This is a genomic window from Cryobacterium sp. TMB3-10, assembly GCF_004402305.1.
Classification (GTDB): Bacteria; Actinomycetota; Actinomycetes; order Actinomycetales; family Microbacteriaceae; genus Cryobacterium; species Cryobacterium zongtaii.
The window spans coordinates 133,070-154,934 of sequence record NZ_SOGH01000002.1 but is presented as its reverse complement, the minus strand read 5'-3'; the positions used below and the strand labels follow the sequence as shown (position 1 = coordinate 154,934).

The 21,865-nt window shown below is 67.4% G+C and carries 22 protein-coding genes, 1 tRNA gene and 2 pseudogenes; 7 read left to right on the top strand and 18 right to left on the bottom strand.

Translation table 11 applies throughout. The features are described from left to right. Positions 1-740 precede the first annotated feature (740 nt). A pseudogene (locus E3T22_RS19555) lies at positions 741-965 on the top strand (CatA-like O-acetyltransferase); the annotation flags it as partial. A gap of 200 nt (positions 966-1,165) precedes the next feature. Here E3T22_RS19555 and E3T22_RS19280 read toward each other — a convergent pair. The 6 genes from E3T22_RS19280 to E3T22_RS00765 form a co-directional block, all read right to left on the bottom strand. Continuing rightward, positions 1,166-1,366: a hypothetical protein gene (locus E3T22_RS19280; RefSeq protein WP_241983556.1), complete on the bottom strand. Its 201-nt coding sequence runs from the start codon at positions 1,364-1,366 to the stop codon at positions 1,166-1,168. Between the two features lie 771 nt (positions 1,367-2,137). After that, positions 2,138-2,311 carry a DNA-binding protein gene (locus E3T22_RS00785; protein ID WP_134479724.1) on the bottom strand — a complete coding sequence of 58 codons (174 nt, stop codon included), beginning with the start codon at positions 2,309-2,311 and terminating at the stop codon, positions 2,138-2,140. Positions 2,312-2,508: 197 nt separating this feature from the next. Further along, positions 2,509-2,580 (bottom strand) — tRNA-Gln (locus E3T22_RS00780). 34 nt (positions 2,581-2,614) lie between these two features. Continuing rightward, on the bottom strand, positions 2,615-3,646 hold the full coding sequence (locus E3T22_RS00775) for an NAD(P)/FAD-dependent oxidoreductase (RefSeq protein ID WP_134479722.1): 1,032 nt from the start codon (positions 3,644-3,646) through the stop codon (positions 2,615-2,617). Then, positions 3,643-5,163 (bottom strand): glutamate--tRNA ligase, encoded by a 1,521-nt coding sequence (gene gltX, locus E3T22_RS00770; protein WP_088456643.1) that lies wholly within the window; start codon positions 5,161-5,163, stop codon positions 3,643-3,645. Before gltX ends, E3T22_RS00775 begins: the two co-directional genes overlap by 4 nt. A 12-nt stretch (positions 5,164-5,175) precedes the next feature. Continuing rightward, entirely contained in the window at positions 5,176-6,168 is a 993-nt protein-coding gene (locus E3T22_RS00765) for a LysR family transcriptional regulator (protein ID WP_134479720.1), read from the bottom strand. A gap of 81 nt (positions 6,169-6,249) precedes the next feature. Between E3T22_RS00765 and E3T22_RS00760 the strand changes: the two genes are divergently transcribed. Next, positions 6,250-7,347: an aminotransferase class V-fold PLP-dependent enzyme gene (locus E3T22_RS00760; protein WP_370291292.1), complete on the top strand. Its 1,098-nt coding sequence runs from the start codon at positions 6,250-6,252 to the stop codon at positions 7,345-7,347. A 91-nt stretch (positions 7,348-7,438) separates the two neighbouring features. On the opposite strand, the gene E3T22_RS00755 is transcribed toward E3T22_RS00760, so the two are convergent. Together E3T22_RS00755 and E3T22_RS00750 are read right to left on the bottom strand one after the other, a co-directional pair. Beyond that, positions 7,439-8,143, bottom strand: coding sequence for a type 1 glutamine amidotransferase domain-containing protein (locus E3T22_RS00755; protein ID WP_103479375.1), 705 nt, complete (start codon positions 8,141-8,143; stop codon positions 7,439-7,441). Between the two features lie 46 nt (positions 8,144-8,189). Next, positions 8,190-9,224, bottom strand: coding sequence for an NADP-dependent oxidoreductase (locus E3T22_RS00750; protein WP_088456646.1), 1,035 nt, complete (start codon positions 9,222-9,224; stop codon positions 8,190-8,192). Positions 9,225-9,413: 189 nt separating this feature from the next. Between E3T22_RS00750 and E3T22_RS00745 the strand changes: the two genes are divergently transcribed. Then, positions 9,414-9,992: a TetR/AcrR family transcriptional regulator gene (locus tag E3T22_RS00745; RefSeq protein ID WP_088456647.1), complete on the top strand. Its 579-nt coding sequence runs from the start codon at positions 9,414-9,416 to the stop codon at positions 9,990-9,992. A 69-nt stretch (positions 9,993-10,061) separates the two neighbouring features. Here the strand turns inward: E3T22_RS00745 and E3T22_RS00740 are convergent, their stop codons facing one another. The 4 genes from E3T22_RS00740 to E3T22_RS00725 are packed head-to-tail and all read right to left on the bottom strand — an operon-like array spanning position 10,062 to position 13,393. Then, on the bottom strand, positions 10,062-10,367 hold the full coding sequence (locus tag E3T22_RS00740; RefSeq protein ID WP_134479719.1) for a hypothetical protein: 306 nt from the start codon (positions 10,365-10,367) through the stop codon (positions 10,062-10,064). A 23-nt stretch (positions 10,368-10,390) separates the two neighbouring features. Continuing rightward, complete coding sequence (locus tag E3T22_RS00735) at positions 10,391-11,173, bottom strand: fumarylacetoacetate hydrolase family protein (protein ID WP_088456649.1); 783 nt, start codon at positions 11,171-11,173, stop codon at positions 10,391-10,393. Continuing rightward, the gene (locus E3T22_RS00730) at positions 11,170-12,291 is read right to left on the bottom strand and encodes a branched-chain amino acid aminotransferase (protein ID WP_134479717.1); all 1,122 of its coding nucleotides are present in this window, start codon (positions 12,289-12,291) and stop codon (positions 11,170-11,172) included. The genes E3T22_RS00735 and E3T22_RS00730 overlap by 4 nt, the downstream gene beginning before the upstream one ends. Before the next feature lie 31 nt (positions 12,292-12,322). Then, positions 12,323-13,393: a 3-isopropylmalate dehydrogenase gene (locus tag E3T22_RS00725; RefSeq protein ID WP_088456651.1), complete on the bottom strand. Its 1,071-nt coding sequence runs from the start codon at positions 13,391-13,393 to the stop codon at positions 12,323-12,325. A gap of 172 nt (positions 13,394-13,565) precedes the next feature. Here E3T22_RS00725 and E3T22_RS00720 point away from each other — a divergent pair, with 172 nt between their 5' ends. Continuing rightward, entirely contained in the window at positions 13,566-13,817 is a 252-nt protein-coding gene (locus E3T22_RS00720; protein WP_088456652.1) for a DUF6458 family protein, read from the top strand. A gap of 90 nt (positions 13,818-13,907) precedes the next feature. Here E3T22_RS00720 and serA read toward each other — a convergent pair whose 3' ends face one another. Then, positions 13,908-15,500, bottom strand: a complete 1,593-nt coding sequence (gene serA / locus E3T22_RS00715; protein WP_088456653.1) for a phosphoglycerate dehydrogenase — start codon at positions 15,498-15,500, stop codon at positions 13,908-13,910. Positions 15,501-15,597: 97 nt separating this feature from the next. On the opposite strand from serA, the gene E3T22_RS00710 reads away from it, so the two are divergent. After that, positions 15,598-15,999: a DoxX family membrane protein gene (locus E3T22_RS00710; RefSeq protein WP_088456654.1), complete on the top strand. Its 402-nt coding sequence runs from the start codon at positions 15,598-15,600 to the stop codon at positions 15,997-15,999. Between the two features lie 16 nt (positions 16,000-16,015). Here E3T22_RS00710 and E3T22_RS00705 read toward each other — a convergent pair whose 3' ends face one another. The 3 genes and pseudogenes from E3T22_RS00705 to E3T22_RS00695 form a co-directional block, all read right to left on the bottom strand. Continuing rightward, on the bottom strand, positions 16,016-16,369 hold the full coding sequence (locus E3T22_RS00705) for a bacitracin resistance protein (RefSeq protein WP_134409226.1): 354 nt from the start codon (positions 16,367-16,369) through the stop codon (positions 16,016-16,018). After that, positions 16,369-16,836 carry a DNA polymerase III subunit gamma/tau gene (locus E3T22_RS00700; protein ID WP_134479715.1) on the bottom strand — a complete coding sequence of 156 codons (468 nt, stop codon included), beginning with the start codon at positions 16,834-16,836 and terminating at the stop codon, positions 16,369-16,371. Before E3T22_RS00700 ends, E3T22_RS00705 begins: the two co-directional genes overlap by 1 nt. 17 nt (positions 16,837-16,853) lie before the next feature. After that, positions 16,854-17,908 (bottom strand): annotated as a pseudogene (locus tag E3T22_RS00695) (zinc-dependent alcohol dehydrogenase family protein). A 108-nt stretch (positions 17,909-18,016) separates the two neighbouring features. On the opposite strand from E3T22_RS00695, the gene E3T22_RS00690 reads away from it, so the two are divergent. Next, the gene (locus E3T22_RS00690) at positions 18,017-18,850 is read left to right on the top strand and encodes a bifunctional 2-polyprenyl-6-hydroxyphenol methylase/3-demethylubiquinol 3-O-methyltransferase UbiG (RefSeq protein WP_088456658.1); all 834 of its coding nucleotides are present in this window, start codon (positions 18,017-18,019) and stop codon (positions 18,848-18,850) included. Positions 18,851-18,866: 16 nt separating this feature from the next. On the opposite strand, the gene E3T22_RS00685 is transcribed toward E3T22_RS00690, so the two are convergent. Continuing rightward, on the bottom strand, positions 18,867-19,541 hold the full coding sequence (locus E3T22_RS00685; protein WP_241980289.1) for a DUF998 domain-containing protein: 675 nt from the start codon (positions 19,539-19,541) through the stop codon (positions 18,867-18,869). A gap of 55 nt (positions 19,542-19,596) precedes the next feature. Here E3T22_RS00685 and E3T22_RS00680 point away from each other — a divergent pair, with 55 nt between their 5' ends. After that, positions 19,597-20,541 carry an alpha/beta fold hydrolase gene (locus E3T22_RS00680; protein ID WP_134479714.1) on the top strand — a complete coding sequence of 315 codons (945 nt, stop codon included), beginning with the start codon at positions 19,597-19,599 and terminating at the stop codon, positions 20,539-20,541. Positions 20,542-20,764: 223 nt separating this feature from the next. Here the strand turns inward: E3T22_RS00680 and ilvC are convergent, their stop codons facing one another. Then, complete coding sequence (ilvC, locus tag E3T22_RS00675) at positions 20,765-21,793, bottom strand: ketol-acid reductoisomerase (RefSeq protein ID WP_088456660.1); 1,029 nt, start codon at positions 21,791-21,793, stop codon at positions 20,765-20,767. Positions 21,794-21,865: the final 72 nt, after the last annotated feature.

Genomic DNA, 21,865 nt, shown 5'->3' with positions numbered 1-21,865 from the left:
TTGCGAGACACTGGCGCCAGCTGACGGCACTGTGGCGCCAGGCTCACGGGCAACGACGGGCTCGAGCATCTGCTGGCAGCAATTGCTAGTTGAAACGGGGCTGTGGTGACCAAGACCAGTTGAAAAGGTACCGGTCTAACGGCGTATATCTCTACCGAAGAGAATCAATGTGGACACGATCACAACGACAAGCAGTACAGACCAAATCGGGCTTTCTCGGTGCCCAGCAACATTGTATTTCAGGGCCAGTATTCCGAAAATTGCTAGCAATCCCACTATCGGTATGAGAACCCTCTTCAATTTGCTCCGCTGTCTGTAGGGCGCGGCAACTCTGAAGCGAGTGGGGCCTCGAAGACCACTTCACCAGTTTGTGTCGCCGCCGGCCGGTCGTGTGTGGCCGCGCTTGCAGACGCTGATTGAGCCCCCCAAACACTGACCAAGATTAGGATACCTGCCGTGGCAAGGCTGGTCGCGCGATTCCTAACTCTCATTGCAATCCCCCTCATGGGATCGAGAGCGCTCGGACGAGTGACTTACCCTGGTTCCGTCTGCAGTCTAGGCCGAACGCCATGGACTGCGACACCTCGGCCCGTGCGTAAATGCGCTTCAAACACACTCCCGTCCCGTTGAGCGCCGGCGGCGTGCCCCTCGTCGATTGAAAAGGTGGTCTTCAATATCGAGCATGCCATGGGATATGACACAGCGACGTTACAAGACACCTCACGCATGAATCGGACTGCATCCGCGGGCTGGCGCGGCCGTCTCGCGCGATCTGGGACATCGTTCACCCCGCGTTCACCGTCTTCAACCCCGAGCGAGAGACCTTTGCCAACGTCTGGTCACCGTTCCACGCTGACTTCCCGACCTTCTGCGAACACACCGCCGACGTCTTAGCCAAGTACCGCACTTCCACGTCGTTTCGGCCGCAACCAGATATGCCCACAAATGTGTTCGACATATCCAGCGTTCCGTGGGCGTTAGATACGAGACAAATCATGTGCCACTCGTCGGCTGGAGAGGAATCTCCTACGTCTCGTATCCCATGGGTTTCGAAACACTCTCGTTTCGAGACAGCTCAGCTCACACGAAAAACCGCACTCTCGCCAACGTCTGGACGCGACAACGGCCGCTTCAGAAGTTTCGAACGCAGCCTGAAACCGGCCAGCTACCAGCCCAGAGAGATGGCGCGGAGCGCCCCAACGTGGGCCGAGTACGCGATGCGGCCGCTCTTGGTGAGCTTCACGAAAGTCGAGGTACGCGAGCACGTGGCGATGGCTGCCGCTCCGAAACCAATCACAGCGGCAACAAGCCCTGCGATCGGCGCCGCTGCAGCCCCCACCCAGATCAGCAGGAGGGCTGCAGTCACGGCTCCAACTCCGGTTGTCCCAAGTCCAGTAGCAGCTATGATCTTGCTCGTGTTACAGCTGTTCGCCCCGAATTTGCGGTCAAAGTAACCGGCGTAACACCGGAGGCGACAGGTGTTGGCGGAGGTGTTTGCGGTGCGGCATTGGCCGCAGAGTTCGCCCCAGGAACAAGGGCGACCACCGTCGTGGCCGTGAGAAGGAGGGCCTGCCACTTGCGGCGGCCAGTATGAGCGTTTATCTGTGATCCCCTTTGAATACTGTCGGTTGTTTTCTTCTCTACGGGATGTCCGCCTAGGTCCGAAAGGTTCAATAGCAGAGACAATTTGCAGGCGGTAGTCCCTGTGCCGTAGCGATTAGCTGGTTACCTGTCGCGAAACCTAAGTCTTCGCCGACACCAAACGCAGCCGCCGGAGTATTGGGCCCCTCGAGCGCCACCAGTTATTGCGGTTGAGCGCCGCTGAATATCGCGTTTCAGCGCCAATGGGTAGCGCCGGTGAGCGCCAGCGGTTCAGCTCGAGCTCACCGGCGTGGGTCACGCCGCGTCGTAAGAGTCGGAGGGACGGGGAACGTTGCGGGTGGAGTCTGCGAGCTTTCGTAATCGCGACTAGCTCGTCTGCGAGCTCGGTCTGTAGGCTTTCTTCGTTGACTGCCACGGTTTTTCCTGGCCTGTCGGTCATCATTCGTGAGATACGGCTGCGCCTAAGCACGGCGGAAGGTTCGCACCGCGTCGCCACTGAGGAGCTGCTCAGGCTCAACCGCGACTCTGAGAAAGCTCAGGCTCCTCGAGTCGCTCCCGCGTCGTAGCGAACGTGCCGGCCGACCTTGAGGTAGGGCGGGCCCGTGTGGGTCGGTCGCCAGTCCTTCAGCGTTCGCTCGGGCAATTTGAATAGCTCGGCGACCTCGAGCTGGGTCAGGAACGTCGCGGTGATCTGCGTTGTCGCGTCCATACCCAGAAGGTCCGCGCACGAAGCCGTGGGCAGCCCGTTTGGTTCAGGACGGGTCCGTATGAGCCGGTGCAGCACGTCACCATAGCAACCGTGAGCGGGGGGGGTATTGGACCGCTTCCGGTCACAGAGGCCGTTTAGGCCTAGTTGGGAGGAGGGACGATGGGCTGTTTCGCCGCGGAATCCTGCGCCTGTTGCTGCTGGGGTACCTGGACTCGAACCAAGAACAAATGAACCAGAATCATCCGTGTTGCCAATTACACCATACCCCAATGCGTTGTCCGAGGACCGCGCCGAAAAGTAACTCTATCCCACTCCGGGGCGACCAGCCAAATTGACGGGAGGGTGTGTCGCAAGCGGGCCGAGAAGTTCCCGGTTTATCGCCACCGCGGCGCGAGCTCCCTCTCCGGCCGAGACCAGCAGTTGCTCCGGGCCGGGCGGAGTGGTGTCCCCCGCGGCGTAAAGCCCGGGCACCGAGGTGCGACCCTGATCGTCGACGACAAGCAGGCCGACGGCATCCGTTGTCGGGGTCAGCGACGCAGCGAACGTGGCGGCAGCCTCGTACTTGGGGCGCACGAACCCGCCCTCTCTGGCCACGAACTCGCCGTCGGCGACCTGGATGCCGGTCATGGCTCCCCGCTCCCCCACCACGTCGGTGAGCGGGCGGCGGTCGACGCGGATGCCGCGCGCGGCCAGTGCGGCCTCGTCGGCGTCGGTGACCTGGCCGACACCGTTGGTGAAGACGATCAGGTCGTCGGTCCACTGCGAGATGAGCAGGGCGTGTTCGGCGAGGTCGTCGGTCTCGCCGATCAGGGCCAGGGCCCGGTCGGCCTCTTCGTAACCGTCGCAGGCGATACAACTGTGCAGGTTGGTGCCGTACCAGGCGCGAATGCTCGGCAGCGCCGGCAGCGTCTCGGCCAGGCCCGTGGCGATGAGCACGGTGCGCGCGGTGACCACGCGGTTCTTCTCGCCCCGCATGCCCTTGGTGGACACGGTGAAGCGGGCAGCGGCGGCGTCCGGCAACTGCTCGACGGAGCGCACCAGGCCCATGTGGAACTCGGCGGCCGGGTAGGCCTCGTACTCCTCGCGGCCGATGCGGCGCAGCTCCAGCGGCGGCACGCCGTCGCGGGTGATAAAGCCGTGCGAACGCAGGGTGGCGGAGTGCCGGGGCCGGTTGCTGTCGATCATCAGGGTGCGGCGGCGGGCGCGCACGAGGTTGAGCCCCGCGGCCAGGCCCGCCGGGCCGGCACCGATGATGACGACGTCATACGGCGCCTCAACGGCACCGGCAGCGGAATCGCTGCCGGCACCGGCGCTCAGCAGACCGTCCGAGCTCATGACACCAGGGTCGCCGAGAGCCGATCCAGGCGAGCCAGCGAGTCGGCCCGGCCGAGGATCTCCATCGACTCGAACAGCGGCGGCGAAATCTTGCGACCGGAGACGGCGACACGCAGCGGGCCGAACGCTACCCGCGGCTTGAGGCCGAGGCCACCGATCAGGGTGTCAGTGAGGGTGCTGTGCACGAGTTCGTGGGTCCACTCCTCTTCGGGAATGTCGCGCAGCGCTGCCGTGGCGGCCGTGAGAATCTCGGCGGCGTTCTGCGGGAGCGAGGCGAGCGCATCCGGCTGGTGCTCGAGCTTGTCGGCGCTCTCGAAGAGGAAACCGAGCATGTCCGGCGTCTCACCGAGCAGGGCGATGCGCTCCTGAACCAGCGGGGCGGCGGCGGCGAGGATGGCCTGCTCGGTGTCACTGAGCGGCTCGGTGAGCACGCCGGCGTTCACCAAGTAGGGAACCACGCGGGCGGCGAAGTCGGCCGGCTCGAGCAGACGGATGTGGTCGCCGTTGAGCGATTCGGCCTTCTTGAGGTCGAAGCGGGCGGGGTTCGGGTTCACGTCGACCACGTCGAATGCGGCGATCATCTCTTCGATGGAGAAAACGTCGCGGTCGTGGGTGAGCGACCAGCCCAGCAGGGACAGATAGTTCACCAGGCCCTCGGGGATGAAGCCCCGTTCGCGGTGCAGGAACAGGTTCGACTCCGGGTCGCGCTTGGAGAGCTTCTTGTTCTTGTCACCCATCACGTAGGGCAGGTGGCCGAAACGCGGCACGAAGGTGGTCAGGCCGATGTCGATCAGCGCGTGATACAGCGCGATCTGGCGGGGCGTGGACGAGAGCAGGTCTTCGCCGCGCAGCACGTGGGTGACACCCATCAGGGCATCGTCGACGGGGTTCACGAACGGGTAGAGGGGATGGCCGTTGGGGCGCACCACGACGAAGTCGCTGAACGAGCCGGCCGGGAAGGTGATCTCACCGCGGACCAGGTCGTCGAAGGAGAGCTCGGTGTCCGGCACCTTGAGGCGGAGCGCGGGCTCGCGACCCTCGGCGCGGAAGGCGGCCTTCTCTGCGTCGGTGAGGTCGCGCTCGTAGTTGTCGTAGCCGAGCTTGGCGTCCCGGCCGAGCTTGATGTTGCGCTCGGCAATCTCCTCGCCGGTGGCGAAGCTCTCGTAGATGTGGCCGGATTCGATGAGCTTGGCGATCACGTCACGGTAGATGTCGTAGCGCTGGGACTGGCGGTACGGCTCGTGGGGCCCGCCGGCCTCCACGCCCTCGTCCCAGTCCAGGCGCAGCCAGCGCATGGCGTCCAAGAGCTGGGTGAAGCTCTCCTCGCTGTCGCGGGCGGCGTCGGTGTCCTCCACACGGAAGATGAACTTGCCCCCGTTGTGCCGGGCGTAGGCCCAGTTGAACAGGGCCGTACGGATCAGGCCGACGTGCGGCGTTCCGGTGGGCGAGGGGCAGAACCGCACACGCACATCAGTGCCGGTTGCGGTCGAGAACGGGTGCGCTGTTGTAGTAGACATACGACATTCATCCTACCGAGCGAGCGGCGCGCCCGGGGTGTGTTCACGGTCTGCCCCCACGAGTGACCAGGGCGCCGCGTCGATCTCGCCGATGGCCCGGATGGTGGCAGCCACGGCCGGAATCGACTCCGCGCCCTCCGTTCCCACCAGGTGAATCGTGCGGAAGTCGCCGCCCGCGGTCGGCCGGGCGACGATCCCGGCCGGCAGGGGCGACGCGGCGATGGCCAGGGCGGGCACCAGCGCCACCCCCAGGCCCGCCGCGACCATGCCGAACACCGCCACGACGTTGTCGGTCTCGTAGGAGATGCTGGGGCTGAAGCCGCTGCGGGTGGCGAGGTCGAGCAGGTGCGCCCGGCAGCGCGGGCAGCCGCCGATCCACTGGTCATCGGCCAGCAGGGCCAGGTCGATCCGGTCGCGGCCGGCCAGGGGGTGCTCGCGGGGCACAACCACGAGCATCTCGTCGCGCCAGAGCGGCACGACGGTGAGGCCCTGGGCGCTCTGCCGGTGCGGGTCGGCCTGGTCGCCCGTGTAGCTGAAGGTGATCGCGAGGTCGGCGGCCTGGTCGCGCACGGCCCGCACGGCCTCCGGCGGTTCGGCCTCGAGGTAGTTCAGCTGCACACCGGGGTGCCGCTGGGAGAGGCCGCGCAGCACCGTGGGGATGACCGTGGCCGAGGCGGAGGGGAAGGCGGCGAGGGTCACCCGGCCGCTCCGCAGGCCGGCCAGGTCGCTGAGTTCGCCCGCCGCGGCATCCAGCGCCTGGGTCACGGTGGCGGCGTGCCGGGCCAGGATGCGGCCGGCCTCGGTGAGCCGCACGCCGCGGCCGGCCTTGGTCACCAACGGCATGCCCAGGCGGGCCTCGAGCCGTTTGAGGTGCTGGCTCACGGCCGGCTGGCTGTAGCCGAGCGACCGGGCCGCCGCGGTGATCGAGCCCAGCTCGTTGATGCGGTGCACGATGCGCAGCGCGTGGGAATCTACGTCAAGTGCACGGTGAAGATATTCGGGCATGCCCAAATCATAACCACTGGTTATCTGATTGATCGAGGACTGGGCGTTGCCGAATGGATCGAACGGGGCAACGCTGGATGGATGCGATCCACCGTTCCGTCCACTGTTCCGCCCGTAGCCCCGGCTCCCGCCCCGACCATGCCCCAGGTGCGGGCCGCCTACGCCCCCACGGACACGCGCTACCTGGCCGCGTGCACCTCGGGACTGCCCACCCTGGACACGGTGCGGGCGCTCCGCGAGGACGCCGACATGTGGGGCAGCGGCCTGGCCTCCCCCGCGCACTACCAGGCCGAAATCGACCGGGCCCGGACTCTCTACGCCGGGCTGGTCGGGGTGGGTACCGACCGGGTGGCGATCGGGTCACAGGCGTCGGTGATGGCAGCCGTGCTGGCCGCATCCGTGCCAGAGGGGCGCGAGGTCGTCTGCGTCGACGGGGACTTCACGTCGATGGTCTTCCCGTTCCTGCAGCAGGAGCACCGCGGGATCACGGTACGCCACGTTCCGGTGGCCCAACTCGCCGCCTCGCTCACCGAGCGCACCTGGCTGGTCGCCTTCTCGCTGGTGCAGTCCGGCACCGGTGTGATCGCGGATGCACCGGCCATCCGCGCGGCAGCAGCCGCGGTGGGTGCATTCACCCTCTGCGACACAACACAGGCCACCGGCTGGCTGCCCGTACACGCCGGCGACTTCGATGCCACCATCTGCCACGCCTACAAGTGGTTGGGTGCACCGCGGGGCGCGGCCTTCCTCACCGTGCTGCCCGCGCTGGCCGAGGTGCTGCGCCCGGTGCAGGCAGGTTGGTTCGCGGGCGACGACCCGTGGGCATCCTGCTACGGCCCGACCATGACCCTGGCGACGGATGCCCGACGCTTCGACGTGTCACCGGCCTGGCCGGCCTGGGTGGGCACGCGGGTGGCTCTCGAGTTCTTCAGCTCACTCGACTCGGCCGCCGTGTACGCCCACGACACCGGTCTGGGCAATGCCCTCTGCGCCGGGCTCGGACTGCCCGAACACAATCAGGCCATCGTCACCTGGGCCGATCCCGCCGGAACCGACCTGGCCCGACTCACCGCCGCCGGCATTACCGCGTCCGGCCGGGCCGGCCGCGCCCGCGTGGCCTTCCACCTCTGGAACGACCCCACCGACGTGGCTGCCGTCCTGGCCGCCCTGGGGCGCTAGCCTCGCACGAAAGCGGCCCCGTGGTCGCCTCGGGATGGTGAGGCGACCATAGGACCGCTTTCGCGAAACTGCCTGGTACGGCTAAGCGCTGCTACTTCTGGGCGGCCACCGCGTCGATGATTGCACTGGCGAGCTTCACCGAGGAGGCCGGGTTCTGGCCGGTGTAGAGGTTGCGGTCGATCTCGATGTGCTCGGCGAACGAGGCACCCTCGACGAAGTCGGCCCCGAGCTCGACCAGCCGCGCCTGCACGAGCCACTTGGCCTTCGGGGCGAGTCCGCCCAGGGCCTCTTCGGCGTCGGTGAAGCCGGTCATGCGGTAGGCCAGGAACGGCCAGGTGCCGTCAGCGGCCGTGGCGGCCAGAAGTGCGGCAGGGGCGTGGCAGAGCACACCGAGAATCCGGCCGGATGCGATGGTGTCCGTCATGATCTGGCCGCTGGTCGTGTCGACCGCGAGGTCCTCCATGGGGCCGTGTCCACCGGGGTAGAAGACCACGTCGTAGTCGGCGGCAGTGACGTCGTCGATCGAGGCCGGGCTCTTCAGCGCGGGGATCGAGTCGAGATAGCTGCGGAGTTCGGTGGAGCGTTCTTCGCCTCCGGTGGCCCCGGCGGCCAGGCTGCCCTCGTCGACGGTGGGCGCGACGCCCTTCGGGGTGGCGATGGTGATCGACCAGCCGGCCTCGGTGAAGAGGCGGTGCGGCTCGGCGAGTTCCTCGGCCCAGTACCCAGTGGGGTGCAGGGTGCCGTCGTTGAGGGTCCAGTGGTCAGCAGCGCTGACAACAAAAAGTACGGAAGTCATGTTTCTCCTAGATCGAATTCAGTGAATCGGTTGCGGCGGTTGCGGATTAGTGCCCGGCCGCGGCGGAGTCAGAGGTCTTGACCACCATCTTGCCGGTGTTCTCTCCACGAAGCATGCCCAGGAACGCATCGACCGAGTTCTCGATGCCCACAACGACGGTCTCGTCGAAGACGATGTCGCCGGCCGTGAACCAAGCGCCCATCTGCTCGGTGAAGGCCGGGAAGTGCTGCAGGTAGTTGCCCACGGTGAAGCCCGTGAGGGTGAGCCCGCGGGTGACGATGTTGACCATGTTCTGCACGCCGGTGGGGCCATCGGTGCGGTTCATCTGCGAGATGGCGCCGCAGAGTGCGGCGCGGCCGCCATCCTTGAAGGCACCGAGTGCGGCGCTCAGGTGGTCGCCGCCGACGTTGTCGAAGTACACGTCGATGCCCTCGGGGGCGGCTTCGGCCAGCTGGGTGGCGAGGTCGCCGGTCTTGTAGTTGAAGGCCGCGTCGAAGCCGTACTTCTCGGTGAGCAGGGCCACCTTCTCGTCGGTGCCGGCGGAGCCGATGACTCGTGCGGCACCCTTGAGGCGAGCGATCTGGCCGACCATGCTGCCCACGGCACCGGCTGCGCCGGAGACGAAGACGGTGTCGCCTGCCTTGAACTTGGCCACCTCGAGCAGGCCCACGTAGGCGGTGAGAGCGGTCATGCCCAGCACGCCCAGGTACGCCGACGACGGCACGTTGGGGATCTCGGGAACGACGCGGAAGCCCGCGGCATCCTCCTGTACGACATCGCGCCAGCCGTACTGGTGCACAACGAGGCTGCCGACGGGCACGGACGCCGCGGCCGACTCGACCACGTGGCCGACGGCGCCGCCGCCCATGGTCTCCCCGAGCACGAAGGGCGGAATGTAGGACTTCACGTCGTTCATGCGGCCACGCATGTAGGGGTCGACGGAGATGAAGTCGTTAACAACGCGCACCTGGCCCGCCGCCAGGTCGGGCAGGTCGATGACCGCGGTGCTGAAGTCCGTTGCGGTGGGCCAACCGGTGGGCCGGGCGGCGAGCTGAATCTGAGTGCTGGTGGCTGTCGTCATGAAAAGAGTCCTTACTGTTCGCGATCGGTGCCGGGGGCGTCCCTGTTCTCAACGGATGGTTTTCTGCACCGATCGTTTTACTATAGCCGGGCTATCGTTTATAGTGAAACGAGCGGTACAGAACATTCACAGCAACACCGCTCGCAACACCCACGGACCAGACGTCCGCGGACGGAAGGCAGACAGCTCATGGGACGGCTCCAGACGTTCGACAGCACCACGGTCGTGCAATCCGCCCGCGACGTCTTCTGGGACCGCGGCTACGACGGCGCATCCCTGGCCGACCTCGAGACGGCGACGGGTGTAAACCGGTCGAGCCTGTACCACGCGTTCGGCAGCAAACGCGGGCTCTTCGACGCCGCCGTCGCCGATTACCGCGACACCGTCATCCGGCCGCGCCTGCGCGGCCTGCAAGCGGATGGCGCCGGCCGCCAGGAGCTGCTGGCCTACTTCGACGAACTGCGGGAGGCCGTGGCGACGCTGCCTCTGGACTCCCCCCGACGGGGCTGCCTCCTGGTCAACTGCGCCACGGGTCTGGCCACGCACGACGAACCCGCCCGGGAAGTGGTCGAGGCATACCGAACCGAGTTGGCCGCCGCACTTCGCAACGCCCTCGCCGGCGGACCAGCCGAAAACACCGACGAGCGGGTGCGAACCCTCGCGTCGCTCTCGATGAGCGCGATGCTGCTCGCGAGGGTCAATGCCGCCGAGTCGGCCGCGCTTCTCTCCACGGCCGCCGACCAGGTCCGCGCCTGGTTCCCGCTCTAACTGTTCCCCGTCCGGACAATTGGTCCCGGTGCGCCGGGCACAATTGTCCGCTTGGGCAACAGTCGCTGCCTAGGAGCGGGCGATTCCCCACTCCGCCGCGAAGACCTCTGGCGTGAATTCGTTCAGCTCGCGGCGCACCGTCTCCAGCATGGAGTCGGCCAGCTGCGAGTCGTTCTGCCCGGAGCGGTAGACCTCGCGCCCATTGGCCCTGACCCGGATGACGAGGTCGGCGACCGCCGGTCCGATCGGGGTGTCTCCCATGCCGAGCAGGCTGACCGCCAGCGACGCCACGGTGCCGGCGAGCATCCCTGCCCGCCGGGCCATGGTGACCTCGCGCGGTTCCAGGTCGGCCGTGTACAGCTCGGCAGCGGTCATCGGTCCCCCGTCGGTCCGGTCGGTCAGGCCGGGCGGCGAACCGGGTTGGTGAGCACGCCGAGGCCCGGGATCTCGATGCTCGCGGTATCGCCGTGCGACACTCGCCGTGCGGCGCTGGACGAGCCGGTGAGGATCACATCGCCGGGCAACAGGGTGAACGAGTGCGAGAGGAACGAGACGATTTCCGCCATCGAGAAGGCCAGCAGCGACACCTCTCCGCTCTGGAACTCCACGTCGTTGACCCGGCCGAGCACGCGGCCGTCCGTGGGGTCGAACTCGGTGTCGATAACCGGTCCGAGCGGGCAGAACGAGTCGAAGCTCTTGGCCCTGGCCCCGTGGCCACTGCCCTCGGCCAGGTCGACGGCGGTGACGTCGTTGGCGATTGTGTAGCCGAAGATGGCCCCAGGAGCGTCGGCGACGCTGAGATTCTTGGCGACCCGGCCGATCACGATGGCCAGCTCACCCTCGACGCGCACATCGTCGGAGGCCGCGGGCAGCACGATCGGGTCGTTGGGGCCTACGACGGTGGTGTTGGGCTTGAGGAAGAAGCGTGGCTCGGCGGGCTCCCCCGGCGCGGCAAGCGCCGCGGCCTTCTCCGCGGCATCCGCGAAATAGGCGCCGGCCAGGCCGACGACCTTGGAGCGCGGAATCACCGGCGCGAGCAGCGCCACATCCACCAGCGGCAGGCGCGCGCCGGTGGGGTTGTAGCCGGCGAACATCGGGTCGCCGGTCAGGACGACCAGTTCGTCGTCGTCGATGATGCCGAACGCGATGGTTCCGGCGTGGCTGAACCTGGCGATCTTCACGCCGTCACCTCCGCGTCCAGACGCATCAACCAGCCATGCCGGTCGGGCAGACGGCCGTACTGGATGTCGGTGAGCTCCTGACGGAGCGCCAGGGTGATCTCCCCCGCGGCAGCGTCGGCGTCGCCGATGGTGAAACCGACGGCCTTGAGCTGGGCGATCGGGGTGACCACGGCGGCGGTGCCGCAGGCGAACACCTCGGTGATCTCACCGGATGCCACGCCGTCGCGCCACTCGTCCACCGTCACGTCGCGCTCGATCACGGTCATTCCGCGGTCACGGGCGAGTTGGATGATGCTGTCGCGGGTGACGCCCTCGAGGATGGTGCCGGTGAGGCGGGGGGTGACGAGGGTGTCGGTGCCGTGCACGAAGAACACGTTCATGCCGCCGAGTTCGTCGATGTGGGTGCCGGTCTCCCCGTCGAGGAAGAGCACCTGGGCGCAGCCGTTGTCGTAGGCCTCCTGCTGGGGCAGCAGGGAGGCCGCGTAGTTGCCACCGCACTTGGCGGCCCCGGTGCCGCCGCGACCGGCGCGGGAGTACTCGGTGGACAGCCAGATCTTCACCGGGGCGACGCCGTCGGTGAAGTAGGCGCCGGCGGGGCTGGCGATCACGTAGTAGCCCACCTTGTGCGCGGCCCGCACGCCGAGGAAGCTCTCGTTGGCGATCATGAACGGGCGCAGGTACAGGCTGGTCTCCGGGGCGTCGGGCACCCAGGAGCCGTCGACGGCGATCATCTGCTTGACGGATTCGAGGAAATCGGCCACTGCGAGTTCGGGCAGCGCCAGCCGGCGGGCGGAGCTCTGCAGGCGTTCGGCGTTCTTCTCCGGCCGGAACGTCCAGATGGAGCCATCGGCATGGCGGTACGCCTTCATGCCCTCGAAGATCTCCTGGCCGTAGTGCAGCACCGAGGAGGCGGGGTCGAGCAGCAACGGCCCGTATGGCGTCACCCTGGCGTCGTGCCAGCCCTTCTCGATGGTCCAGTCGATCGTGACCATGTGGTCGGTGAAGTGCTTGCCGAAGCCGGGGTCGGCGAGGATCGTTTCGCGCTCAGCGATGCTGCGGGCGGTCTGTGACGGCGTGCGCTCGAACTCGAGCGGGAAAGATGTGGTCTGCTGGCTCATGGGAGTCCCTTGTGTTTAGACGGGAGTGCGGTTAGGCGGGAGTGCCGGTCAGGCGGGACACGATGGCATCGCCGACGGCGCTGGTGGATCGTGGCTCCGCTGCGACGCTGCGGGCGATGATGTCGGCCGTGACGGCCGCGCTCACCCTGGCCGACGCATCCGCCAGACCGAGGTGGTTCAGGAGGAGCGCGACAGAGAGGATCGCCGCCGTGGGATCGGCCAACTGCCGGCCCGCGATGTCGGGTGCCGAACCGTGCACGGGTTCGAACATGCTGGGGAAGCGACCTTCCGGATTGATATTTCCGGATGCCGCCAGGCCGATGCCGCCGCTGATTGCCGCTGCCAGGTCAGTGAGGATATCGCCGAAGAGGTTGTCCGTGACGATGACGTCAAATCTACTCGGATTCGTGACCAGGAAAATCGTTGCCGCGTCCACGTGCAGGTAATCCACGGTCACGTCAGGGTATTCGGCGGCGACCTCGGTGACGATGCGCTGCCAGAGGCTGCCCGCGAAGACGAGAACGTTGGTCTTGTGCACCAGGGTGAGCTTCTTTCGCGGGCGGTTCTGGGCCGCTTCGAAGGCGTAGCGCACGACCCGTTCCACGCCGAACGCCGTGTTGACCGAGACCTCGTTGGCGACCTCGTTCGGTGTGCCCTGACGGATGGCGCCGCCGTTGCCGACGTAGGGACCCTCGGTGCCTTCGCGCACGACGACGAAGTCGACGTCGCCGGGGTCGCCGAGCGGGCTGGGCACACCGGGGAAGAGGACGCTGGGGCGCAGGTTCACGTAGTGGTCGAGGGAGAAACGCAGTTTGAGCAGCAGCCCGCGCTCGATGTTGGCGTTCTTCAGCCGCGGGTCGCCGGGCAGCCCACCGACGGCGCCGAGCAGGATGGCGTCGTGGGCGCTGATCGCGGCCAGGTCATCGTCGGTGAGCACGTCGCCGGTCGCGAGGAACCGGGTGGCACCGAGTGAGAAGTGGGTGAGCTCGAACTCGACGGGGTCGGCGTGGGTCACGGCGTCGAGCACCTTCAGCGCTTCGGCGACGACCTCCGGGCCGATGCCGTCTCCGGCGATGACTGCGAGCTTGACTGAGCGGGACATGCGGCTCCGATTACGGTGAGGCAGCCGGTGGGCTGGCGATATTGGCGCGATATTGGCTTGGAGATACCCTGCAAATCAACCCTACTGTGCCCATTTGGCTGTCTATGCTTGAGGACCCTGACCATGTGCGTCGCCGGCGTGCGTGTGCCATCCCCGAAGAAAGCAGTTCACCATGAGTATCGGATTGGGAATCTTCCTTTTCGTCGTCGGCGCCATCCTGGTGTGGGCCCTGAACATCCAGGTCGACATGATCGACATCGACCTCGTCGGTTACATCTTGATGGGTGCTGGCGCGCTCATCTTCGTGCTCGGCCTGGTGTTGCTCACCCGCCGCCGCAGCAGCATCAGCACCACTCGCAGCGCCGTCGACCCGGTCAGCGGAGAGCGCGTCGTGCAGCGGGAGCGCTCGATCGACGACGTGTAACCCTCGCTTCACCAACGCTCCATCCACAAGAAAGCCCCGGATTCGCATCCGGGGCTTTCTTGTGTGTGCGGCCTGTGAGGCAGCGGTGTCCTATTCGGTGATGTCGATGGCGACCATCACGTCGGCAGTGATGGCTTCACGCACGGAGGCGAGCAGACTGGCCGGCACCGGCGAGTCGACGGTCAGCACGCTCAGCGCGGGGCCGCCGGCCTCGTGCCGCGCGATCTGCATGCCGGCGATGTTGATCTCGGCGTCGCCGAACTCACGGCCGTAGACCGCGACGATGCCGGGACGGTCGGTGTACAGCATGACGATGAGGTGCTCGGCGAACGGCACCTCCACGTCGTAGCCGTTCACTTCGACGATCTTCTCGATCTGCTTGGGGCCCACCAGGGTGCCGGACACCGAGACCTGCGAACCGTCGGCGAGGGCGCCGCGGAGGGTGATCAGATTGCGGTACTCGGGCGATTCGGCCTCGGTGATCAGGCGCACCGCGACACCGCGCTGCTCGGCGAGCAGGGGCGCGTTCACGTAGGAGACGGTTTCGCTGACCACGTTGGTGAAGATGCCCTTGAGCGCGGCGAGCTTGAGCACCGAGACGTCGAACTCGACGATCTCACCACGCACCTCGATGTCGACGCTGGTGAGCGGGCTGTGCGCGGCGAGTCCGGAGAACACCTGGCCGAGCTTCTCGACCAGCGGGATGCCGGGGCGGACCGTCGGGTCGATGATGCCACCGGCGACGTTGACGGCGTCGGGCACGAGTTCGCCCGACAGCGCGAGCCGCACCGACTTGGCGACCGAGACGCCGGCCTTTTCCTGAGCTTCGTCGGTGGACGCGCCCAGGTGCGGGGTGCTGATCAGGTTGTCGAGGCCGAGCAGCGGTGATCCGGTCGGCGGCTCGTTGACGAAGACGTCGAGGCCGGCACCGGCGATGGTCCCGTCGACGAGGGCTGTGTACAGGTCGGCTTCGTCGATGAGTCCGCCGCGGGCGACGTTGACGACGTACGCGGTGGGCTTCATCAGCTTGAGCTGCGGGGCGCTGATCATGCCCGTGGTCTCGGGGGTCTTCGGCATGTGGATGGTGACGAAGTCGGACTGCGCGAGCAGTTCGTCCAGGCTCACCGGGTGCACGCCCAGCTGCTGCGCACGGGCCGAGGTGATGTACGGGTCGAACGCGATGATGTTCACGCCGAAGGCCTGCAGGCGGGCGGCCACCAGGGCGCCGATGCGGCCGAGGCCGATGATGCCGACGGTCTTCTCGTACAGCTCGATGCCGGTGTACTTGGAGCGCTTCCACTGACCCTGCGCGAGGGCGCCGTGGGCCGGCGGGATGTGGCGGGCCAGGCTGAGGATGTGGCCGACGGTGAGTTCGGCGGCGGAGATGATGTTGGAGGTAGGGGCGTTGACGACCATGACACCGGCCGCGGTCGCGGCCTTGATGTCGACGTTGTCGAGGCCGACACCGGCACGGGCGATGACCTTCAGGTTCGGTGCGGCGGCGAGGGCCTCGGCGTCGACCTTGGTCGCGGAGCGGACCAGGATGGCGTTGGCGGAAGCCAGGGCGGAGAGCAGTGCGGCACGGTCAGTGCCGTCGACGTTGACAACGTCGAAGTCGGGCCCGAGGGCATCGACAGTGGCAGGCGAGAGTTCTTCGGCGATTAATACGACGGGCTTCGACACGAAAACAGATCCTTAGAAAGCGTCGGGCGAGGGAAGCTCGCGCCTCGACGGTGGGGCGCCAGATACCACAACACCTTACTGGCACCACAATGGAGCCATGAGCCCCGAGTCAGTGACCTACGTCCTAACCGTGCTGAGAATCGTCCTTGCGGTGGTGTTCGTCGTCGCCGGGATCAGTCATTTCGTGCCCGCGGTTCAGCGCACGATGTCGGCCATGATCCCGCCACGACTGCGCGTGCGGGGCCTGTTGGCCCCGCGGAACCTCGTGATTTTCACCGGTCTGTGCGAGATTGCCGGCGGCATCGGGCTGCTTCTCGAATCCACCCGTGTTACGTCCGGTGTCGCTTTGGCCGTGTTCCTCGTGGCCGTCTTTCCCGCCAACGCTTACGCGGCGCGGCACAAGGACCGGTTCGGCGCTGTCGCGATTCCGTTGGTTCCGCGGCTGCTCGGCCAGCTGGCGCTGATCGGTCTGGTGCTCGTGGCGGGTCTGGCCGGCTGAGCCAGCCTCTCAGGCCCTAGACGATCAGGCTGCCGAGGCCGAACACGAAAATGTCGAGGGAGATCGCCGAGACCAGGGCCAGCCCGGCCAGCAGCAGAAGCGCCTGCGGACCGGCTTCCCGGCGGCGGCCGAGCCAGAACGCGATCCCGAAGACCACGATCGGGACGAGCACACCCGCCAACAGCAGGCCCCAGCCGAAGCCGCTCAGGGTGGTGTCGAGCGACTGGGCGGCACTGTTGAGGCCCAGCAGGTTGCCCAGGCCCGACCACGCGCTGTACGCGTAGAACAGCCCGAACAGGATGGCGATGGTCGCGGAGAGCCACGCCGGCGTGCGACGGGTGCGCTGGGGTGCGGTGGTTGCAGTGCTCATCAGAGTCCCCCGGTTCCGGCGATGAAGGGCAGTGGGGCCAGCAGCACGACTCCCAGGATGAGCCAGGTCCAGCGCAGACGCGGCATGCCGCGGGTGAGCCAGTACGAGGCGGCGAACCACACGAGCGGTGCGGCCACGGCCAGCCAGGTGCCCAGTGAGAACATGAACTGCGACAGCGGGTCGGTCAGCGGATTCTCGATGCGCCCCACTCCGATGAACCAGCCGATCGTGTAGAGCAGGTAGACGCCCGCGAGGATGCCCAGACCAACGAGGGCCGGCGACGACAGGGCCGCCTTGCCCGCGGGTGCATCGACGTAGCCACCCGGTGATCCGGTGACGGTCCAGCCCTCGGGGAGGTCGGCAGCAGGCCCATCCGCGGGCTCGGGTGGGTTGGTGCTGCCGGACACGAGGGTGGGATCGTCGTCGCCGGCCCAGCCGAGCGCGTCGTTATCCCGGGAAGAAGTCATGCGCTCAGCCTATTAGTTCAGTGGCTGATCAGCACCTTGAGCGCGTGGGTTTCGGCGGCGCGGGAGAACGTGTCGTAAGCGTCTTCCACCTGGCCGAAGTCGAAGGTGTGGGTGGCCAACCGGTCTGCGGGGATCTTGTGCTGGGCCACCAGCTTCAGCAGCATCGGCGTGGTGTTGGTGTTCACCAGGCCCATGCTGATGCTGATGTTCTGGATCCACAGGTTTTCAACGTGCAGCGACACGGGCTTGCCGTGCACACCCACATTGGCCAGGTGTCCGCCGGGCCGCACGATCTCGGTGGCCATGGTGAAGGTCTCCGGGATGCCGACGGCCTCGATGGCCACGTCGACGCCGGCGCCGTCGGTGGCGGCGAGCACCTCGTCTCGCCACTCCGGTCGTCCGGAGCGCACGGTGTGGGTGGCCCCGAAGGTCTTGGCCTGTTCGAGCCGGTTCTCGTCGATGTCGACGGCCACGATCGACCCGGCGCCGTAGAGTCCCGCGGTGGCGATGGCGGCCAGGCCGACCGGACCGGCGCCGATCACGGCGACGACGTCGCCGGGTGCCACCTGGCCGTACTGCACGCCGATCTCGAACCCGGTGGGCAGGATGTCCGAGAGCATCACGGCCTCGGCGTCGGTGACGGAGTCTGGCAGCGGGTAAAGCGTGTTGTCGGCGTAGGGCACCCGCACCAGTTCGGCCTGGGTGCCATCGATGAGATGGCCGAAAACCCAGCCGATGCCCGAGCGGCCCTCGTCGCCGAGACAGTGTGAGTAGAGGCCGGTCTTGCAGTTCGCGCAGTGCCCGCAGGACTTGATGCAGGAGATCAGCACCCGCTCGCCCACGATGATGGATTCCACCGACTCCCCCACCGCGACGACGGTGCCGACACCTTCGTGACCCAGGATGCCCCGGGCGTCACGGCGGGCACGTCGCCCTTGAGGATGTGCAGGTCGGTGCCGCAGATGGTGGTGGTGTCGATGCGCACGATCGCGTCGGTCGACCGCACGATCTGCGGCTCCGGCATGTCGGTCCAGGATTTCACGCCAGGGCCGCCATAAACGAGTGCTTTCACGATGACGCTCCTTCGAGTCAGTTGTGCGCTGCCCCCGCTGATGCGCGCCATAGTACTCGCGGGGTAGTCTGGTGGGCTCGTTCGACCCCGGGCGAAAACAGGTTGATCATGCAACACCATCTCGATACCAACCGCGCGAACTGGGACGATCGGGCCGCGGCCCACGCGGTGCGCACCGGGTTCGGTTACGGAGTGCAGCGGTACGTCGACGATCCCGCGCTTCTGTCGGATGTCGTCCGCTTCGACCGCGAGCGGCTGGGCGATATCGCCGGGCTGACGACGGTGCACCTGCAATGCCACATCGGAACCGACACGCTCTCGCTGGCCCGGTTGGGCGCCCGGGTCACCGGGCTTGACTTCTCGTCGGTGGCTCTTGCCGAGGCCCGCGCCCTGGTCGCCGAAACCGGGGACGCCGTCGAGTTCGTTGAGTCCGATGTGTACGCGGCCCTCGCCGTTCTTCCGCAGGCCGGCTTCGACCTGGTCTACACGGGCATCGGTGCCCTGTGCTGGCTGCCGAGCATCGACCGATGGGCGGCCGTCGTCGCCGGGCTGCTGGCACCGGGCGGGCGCCTGTTCATTCGTGAGGGTCACCCGATCCTGTGGACCATGGACGAGCGACTCGCTGATGACCTGCACCTGCGATTCCCCTACTTCGAGCAGCAGGAACCGTTGGAGTGGGACGACGATTCCAGCTACGTCGTGACGGATCGGCCGATCACCAACACGAAGACCTACGAGTGGAACCACGGGATCGGCGAGATCGTCACGGCGCTCTTGAACGCCGGCCTCACCCTGACGATGCTCGTCGAACACGACAGTGTGCCGTGGGAGGCCCTGCCCGGCCAGATGATCGAGCGACCCGACGGCGAGTTCGCGCTCGGTGAGCGAGCCGGGGTCGCACCGCTCAGCTACACGATCCAGGCCGTGAAGCCGCTCGGCTGACGGGCACCGCGGCGACTCAGCGGTGCCGCACGGCCCTGACCACTGCGATGCTCACCGCGATGACCCAACCCAGCACCCCGGCCAGGCAGACCCGCTCGGCCAGGCCCAGCAGGCCGGGGGCGATCGCGGCGGTGACGCCCAGCGACACCAGGCCGACGGCGGCGACCCCGGTGAGCCACGCGGCGGCCGGGTAGGCGCGGGGCAGCTCACTGCCGCGGAGCCACCTCGTCAGAAGGGCGAACGCCACCAGCGCGGCGACGAAGCCCGCGGCCGCGACGATCAAGTGCGCGGCGCCCGGCGCGGTGGTCGGGGCGAGCCCCGGCGCATCGGCGGGTGGGATGTCGGTGGGCAGGAATGCCAGCGCGGCGGAGCACACCCCGGCGAACAGCATCAGGACCAGGCCGGCCTGCCGCAGCGGCGACCGCGGGCCGAACGAGGAGAGCGCGGCGACGGCGCAGAGCGTCACCACTCCCCTGGCCAGGAAGTTCAGGTTCATGATCCAGCCGTACGGCCCCACCGCGAGGTTGCTCTCGGCCTCCGAGATCACGCTGTAGTGCGGCGGTAGCAGCTGCAACACCACGTCTACCAGAACGTAGAGCACAGCGCCAACGAGGGCGACGGTCGCCAGCAGTCGGGTCCCGGGCCGGCCGGTGAACCGGGCCGTGACCGAGCTCTCGCCTCCGGCATTCATAGCGTTCACCTGCGGAAGCCTATCGGTCTGCCGGGGACGCTCGTAGACTTCCGCCATGGCTCGAGACGAGTCCCCCGGCGTCCCCTTCGCCATCCCTGGTGCTCCGGCCCCGACCGTGGGCCGGCACCACGTGAACGGATGCCGCCTGTACGCCGAGGTGCGCGGCGCCGGCCCGCCGCTGCTGATCATCGGCGCCGCCAGCGACGACGCCGAGATGTTCCGGCCGATCGCCGAGCGGCTGGCCGGGCTCACCGGCGTCGCCGGGTTCACCGTTGTGACCTGGGATCCCCGCGGCACCCGACGGAGCACGAGGCCGGGCTGGCCATGCGATTCGTATACCCACGCCGACGATGCCGCCGCGCTGCTCCAGGACCTCGGGGTCGTTCCCGCCGCGATCTTCGGCGCCAGCGCCGGTGGGATCGTGGCGATTCGGCTCGCCGTGCGGCATCCGGACCTGGTGCGACAGGTCCTCGTGTACGAACCGGGCTTCTTCCGCAGCACGGATTCGGGCGCCGCGCTGCTGGCCCGCACCTCCGACGCCGTGCGAAAGCACCTGCGGGAGCGCACCGACGACTGGGCCGGCGCCCTCGCCGTGGTGGCGCGTATGGCGGGGCGGGACCCGGCCGCCCGGCTGAACAGCCCCGACGACTCCGCAGGCCGGGGTCCGCTCGACGCCCCGCCCGGGCTCGAGTGGTACACCGAGCGCGGGGCGGCCCTGGCCGAGAACTTCATTCGGGACGACCTGCCGCGCACCGGGGAGACCGTCGACCCCGCCCTCCTGCGCGCAACCGGCAGCGACATCCGTTTCGCGTTCGGCACCGACTCCGCCCCGGTGTTCCGGGAGATCGCCGAGACGCTCACCCGCGCCCGCCAACGCACCGGCGCAGATCCGCACCTGCCGGACGCGATCAATGGAGCCGCCCACCTCGCTTATCTCACCCCGGACCCGATCGCACGCTACATCCGCGCACGGTGCCTGCCCGAGGAAGAGGTCGACTAGCTCGCCGAGTCGCCGCAAACACCCCCTTCGGTGGCTCTGAGGGGGAAGGATGCCGCAACTCGACGCGAGGCCGTTTCCGTGAGTTGCCAGTTGGCGCCCCCTCATGGCGTCCGAAGGGGCTTCAACTGGCAACTGACGGCGCATTCACCTTGTGAGCGGCGCCGGCACACGCCGAAGGGGCCAGTCGATTCGACTGGCCCCTTCGGGTGAAACAGGTACGGAGTTAGCGGGCAGCTTCGCCGTCGACGTAGTCGTCGTCGTTCGAGGCGTTCCAGGCGAAGAGCTTCCGCAGCTCGCGGCCGGTGGCCTCGATCGGGTGCTCTTCGCCCTTCTTGCGCAGGGCCAGGAACTCGGGAGCTCCGGCATCCTGGTCGTTGATGAAGCGCTCGGCGAATGCGCCGTTCTGGATGTCGGCGAGAACGGCCTTCATGTTCTCCTTGACGCTCGGGTCGATGACGCGCGGGCCGGAGACGTAGTCGCCGTACTCGGCGGTGTCGGAGACGCTCCAACGCTGCTTGGCGATGCCGCCCTCCCACATCAGGTCGACGATGAGCTTGAGCTCGTGCAGCACCTCGAAGTAGGCAACCTGCGGCTGGTAGCCGGCCTCGGTGAGAACCTCGAAGCCGTACTGGATCAGCTGCGACGCGCCACCGCAGAGAACGGCCTGCTCACCGAACAGGTCGGTCTCGGTCTCTTCGGTGAAGGTGGTCTTGATGCCGGCGGCACGCAGGCCACCGATCGCCTTGGCGTAGCTGAGGGTCAGCGGCCAGGCGTTGCCGGACGCGTCCTTCTCGACGGCGACGATGACGGGAACGCCACGGCCGGCCTCGAATTCGCGGCGCACGGTGTGGCCCGGGCCCTTGGGGGCGACCATGACCACGTCGACGCCCGCGGGCGCCTCGATGTAGCCGAAACGGATGTTGAAGCCGTGGCCGAAGACCAGGGCCTTGCCGTCGGCGAGGTTGGGGAGGATGTCGTCCTTGTACAGGTGACGCTGCACCTGGTCGGGTGCGAGGACCACGATGACGTCGGCCCAGGCGGATGCCTCGGCGGCACTGAGGACGGTGAAGCCGACCTCTTCGGCCTTGGCACGCGACTTCGAGCCCTCCTTGAGTCCGATGACGACCTCGACGCCGGAGTCGCGCAGGTTCTGCGCGTGGGCGTGGCCCTGCGAGCCATAGCCGATCACGGCGACCTTCTTGCCCTGGATCAGGGACAGGTCGGCGTCTTTGTCGTAGAAGATTTCAGACAATGTGGTGTTCTCCTTGGTTTGTGTATTTGTCGGGAAAATTTTGTTTGGCGTTCTTGTCGAGAAGGTGCGCTG

Excerpts from the sequence above, each read along its gene's own strand:
- E3T22_RS00740 (WP_134479719.1), bottom strand. The coding sequence starts at position 10,367 with ATGACCGCTGCCGAGCTGTACACGGCCGACCTGGAACCGCGCGAGGTC.
- E3T22_RS00760 (WP_370291292.1), top strand. The coding sequence starts at position 6,250 with ATGCGATCCACCGTTCCGTCCACTGTTCCGCCCGTAGCCCCGGCTCCC.
- E3T22_RS00690 (WP_088456658.1), top strand. The coding sequence starts at position 18,017 with ATGCAACACCATCTCGATACCAACCGCGCGAACTGGGACGATCGGGCC.
- E3T22_RS00725 (WP_088456651.1), bottom strand. The coding sequence starts at position 13,393 with ATGTCCCGCTCAGTCAAGCTCGCAGTCATCGCCGGAGACGGCATCGGC.
- E3T22_RS00750 (WP_088456646.1), bottom strand. The coding sequence starts at position 9,224 with ATGACGACAGCCACCAGCACTCAGATTCAGCTCGCCGCCCGGCCCACC.
- E3T22_RS00685 (WP_241980289.1), bottom strand. The coding sequence starts at position 19,541 with ATGAATGCCGGAGGCGAGAGCTCGGTCACGGCCCGGTTCACCGGCCGG.
- E3T22_RS00700 (WP_134479715.1), bottom strand. The coding sequence starts at position 16,836 with ATGACTTCTTCCCGGGATAACGACGCGCTCGGCTGGGCCGGCGACGAC.
- gltX (WP_088456643.1), bottom strand. The coding sequence starts at position 5,163 with ATGTCTACTACAACAGCGCACCCGTTCTCGACCGCAACCGGCACTGAT.
- E3T22_RS00730 (WP_134479717.1), bottom strand. The coding sequence starts at position 12,291 with ATGAGCCAGCAGACCACATCTTTCCCGCTCGAGTTCGAGCGCACGCCG.
- E3T22_RS00720 (WP_088456652.1), top strand. The coding sequence starts at position 13,566 with ATGAGTATCGGATTGGGAATCTTCCTTTTCGTCGTCGGCGCCATCCTG.
- E3T22_RS00705 (WP_134409226.1), bottom strand. The coding sequence starts at position 16,369 with ATGAGCACTGCAACCACCGCACCCCAGCGCACCCGTCGCACGCCGGCG.
- E3T22_RS00785 (WP_134479724.1), bottom strand. The coding sequence starts at position 2,311 with ATGGACGCGACAACGCAGATCACCGCGACGTTCCTGACCCAGCTCGAG.
- E3T22_RS00755 (WP_103479375.1), bottom strand. The coding sequence starts at position 8,143 with ATGACTTCCGTACTTTTTGTTGTCAGCGCTGCTGACCACTGGACCCTC.
- E3T22_RS00680 (WP_134479714.1), top strand. The coding sequence starts at position 19,597 with ATGGCTCGAGACGAGTCCCCCGGCGTCCCCTTCGCCATCCCTGGTGCT.
- E3T22_RS00710 (WP_088456654.1), top strand. The coding sequence starts at position 15,598 with ATGAGCCCCGAGTCAGTGACCTACGTCCTAACCGTGCTGAGAATCGTC.
- E3T22_RS00775 (WP_134479722.1), bottom strand. The coding sequence starts at position 3,646 with ATGAGCTCGGACGGTCTGCTGAGCGCCGGTGCCGGCAGCGATTCCGCT.
- E3T22_RS00765 (WP_134479720.1), bottom strand. The coding sequence starts at position 6,168 with ATGCCCGAATATCTTCACCGTGCACTTGACGTAGATTCCCACGCGCTG.
- E3T22_RS00745 (WP_088456647.1), top strand. The coding sequence starts at position 9,414 with ATGGGACGGCTCCAGACGTTCGACAGCACCACGGTCGTGCAATCCGCC.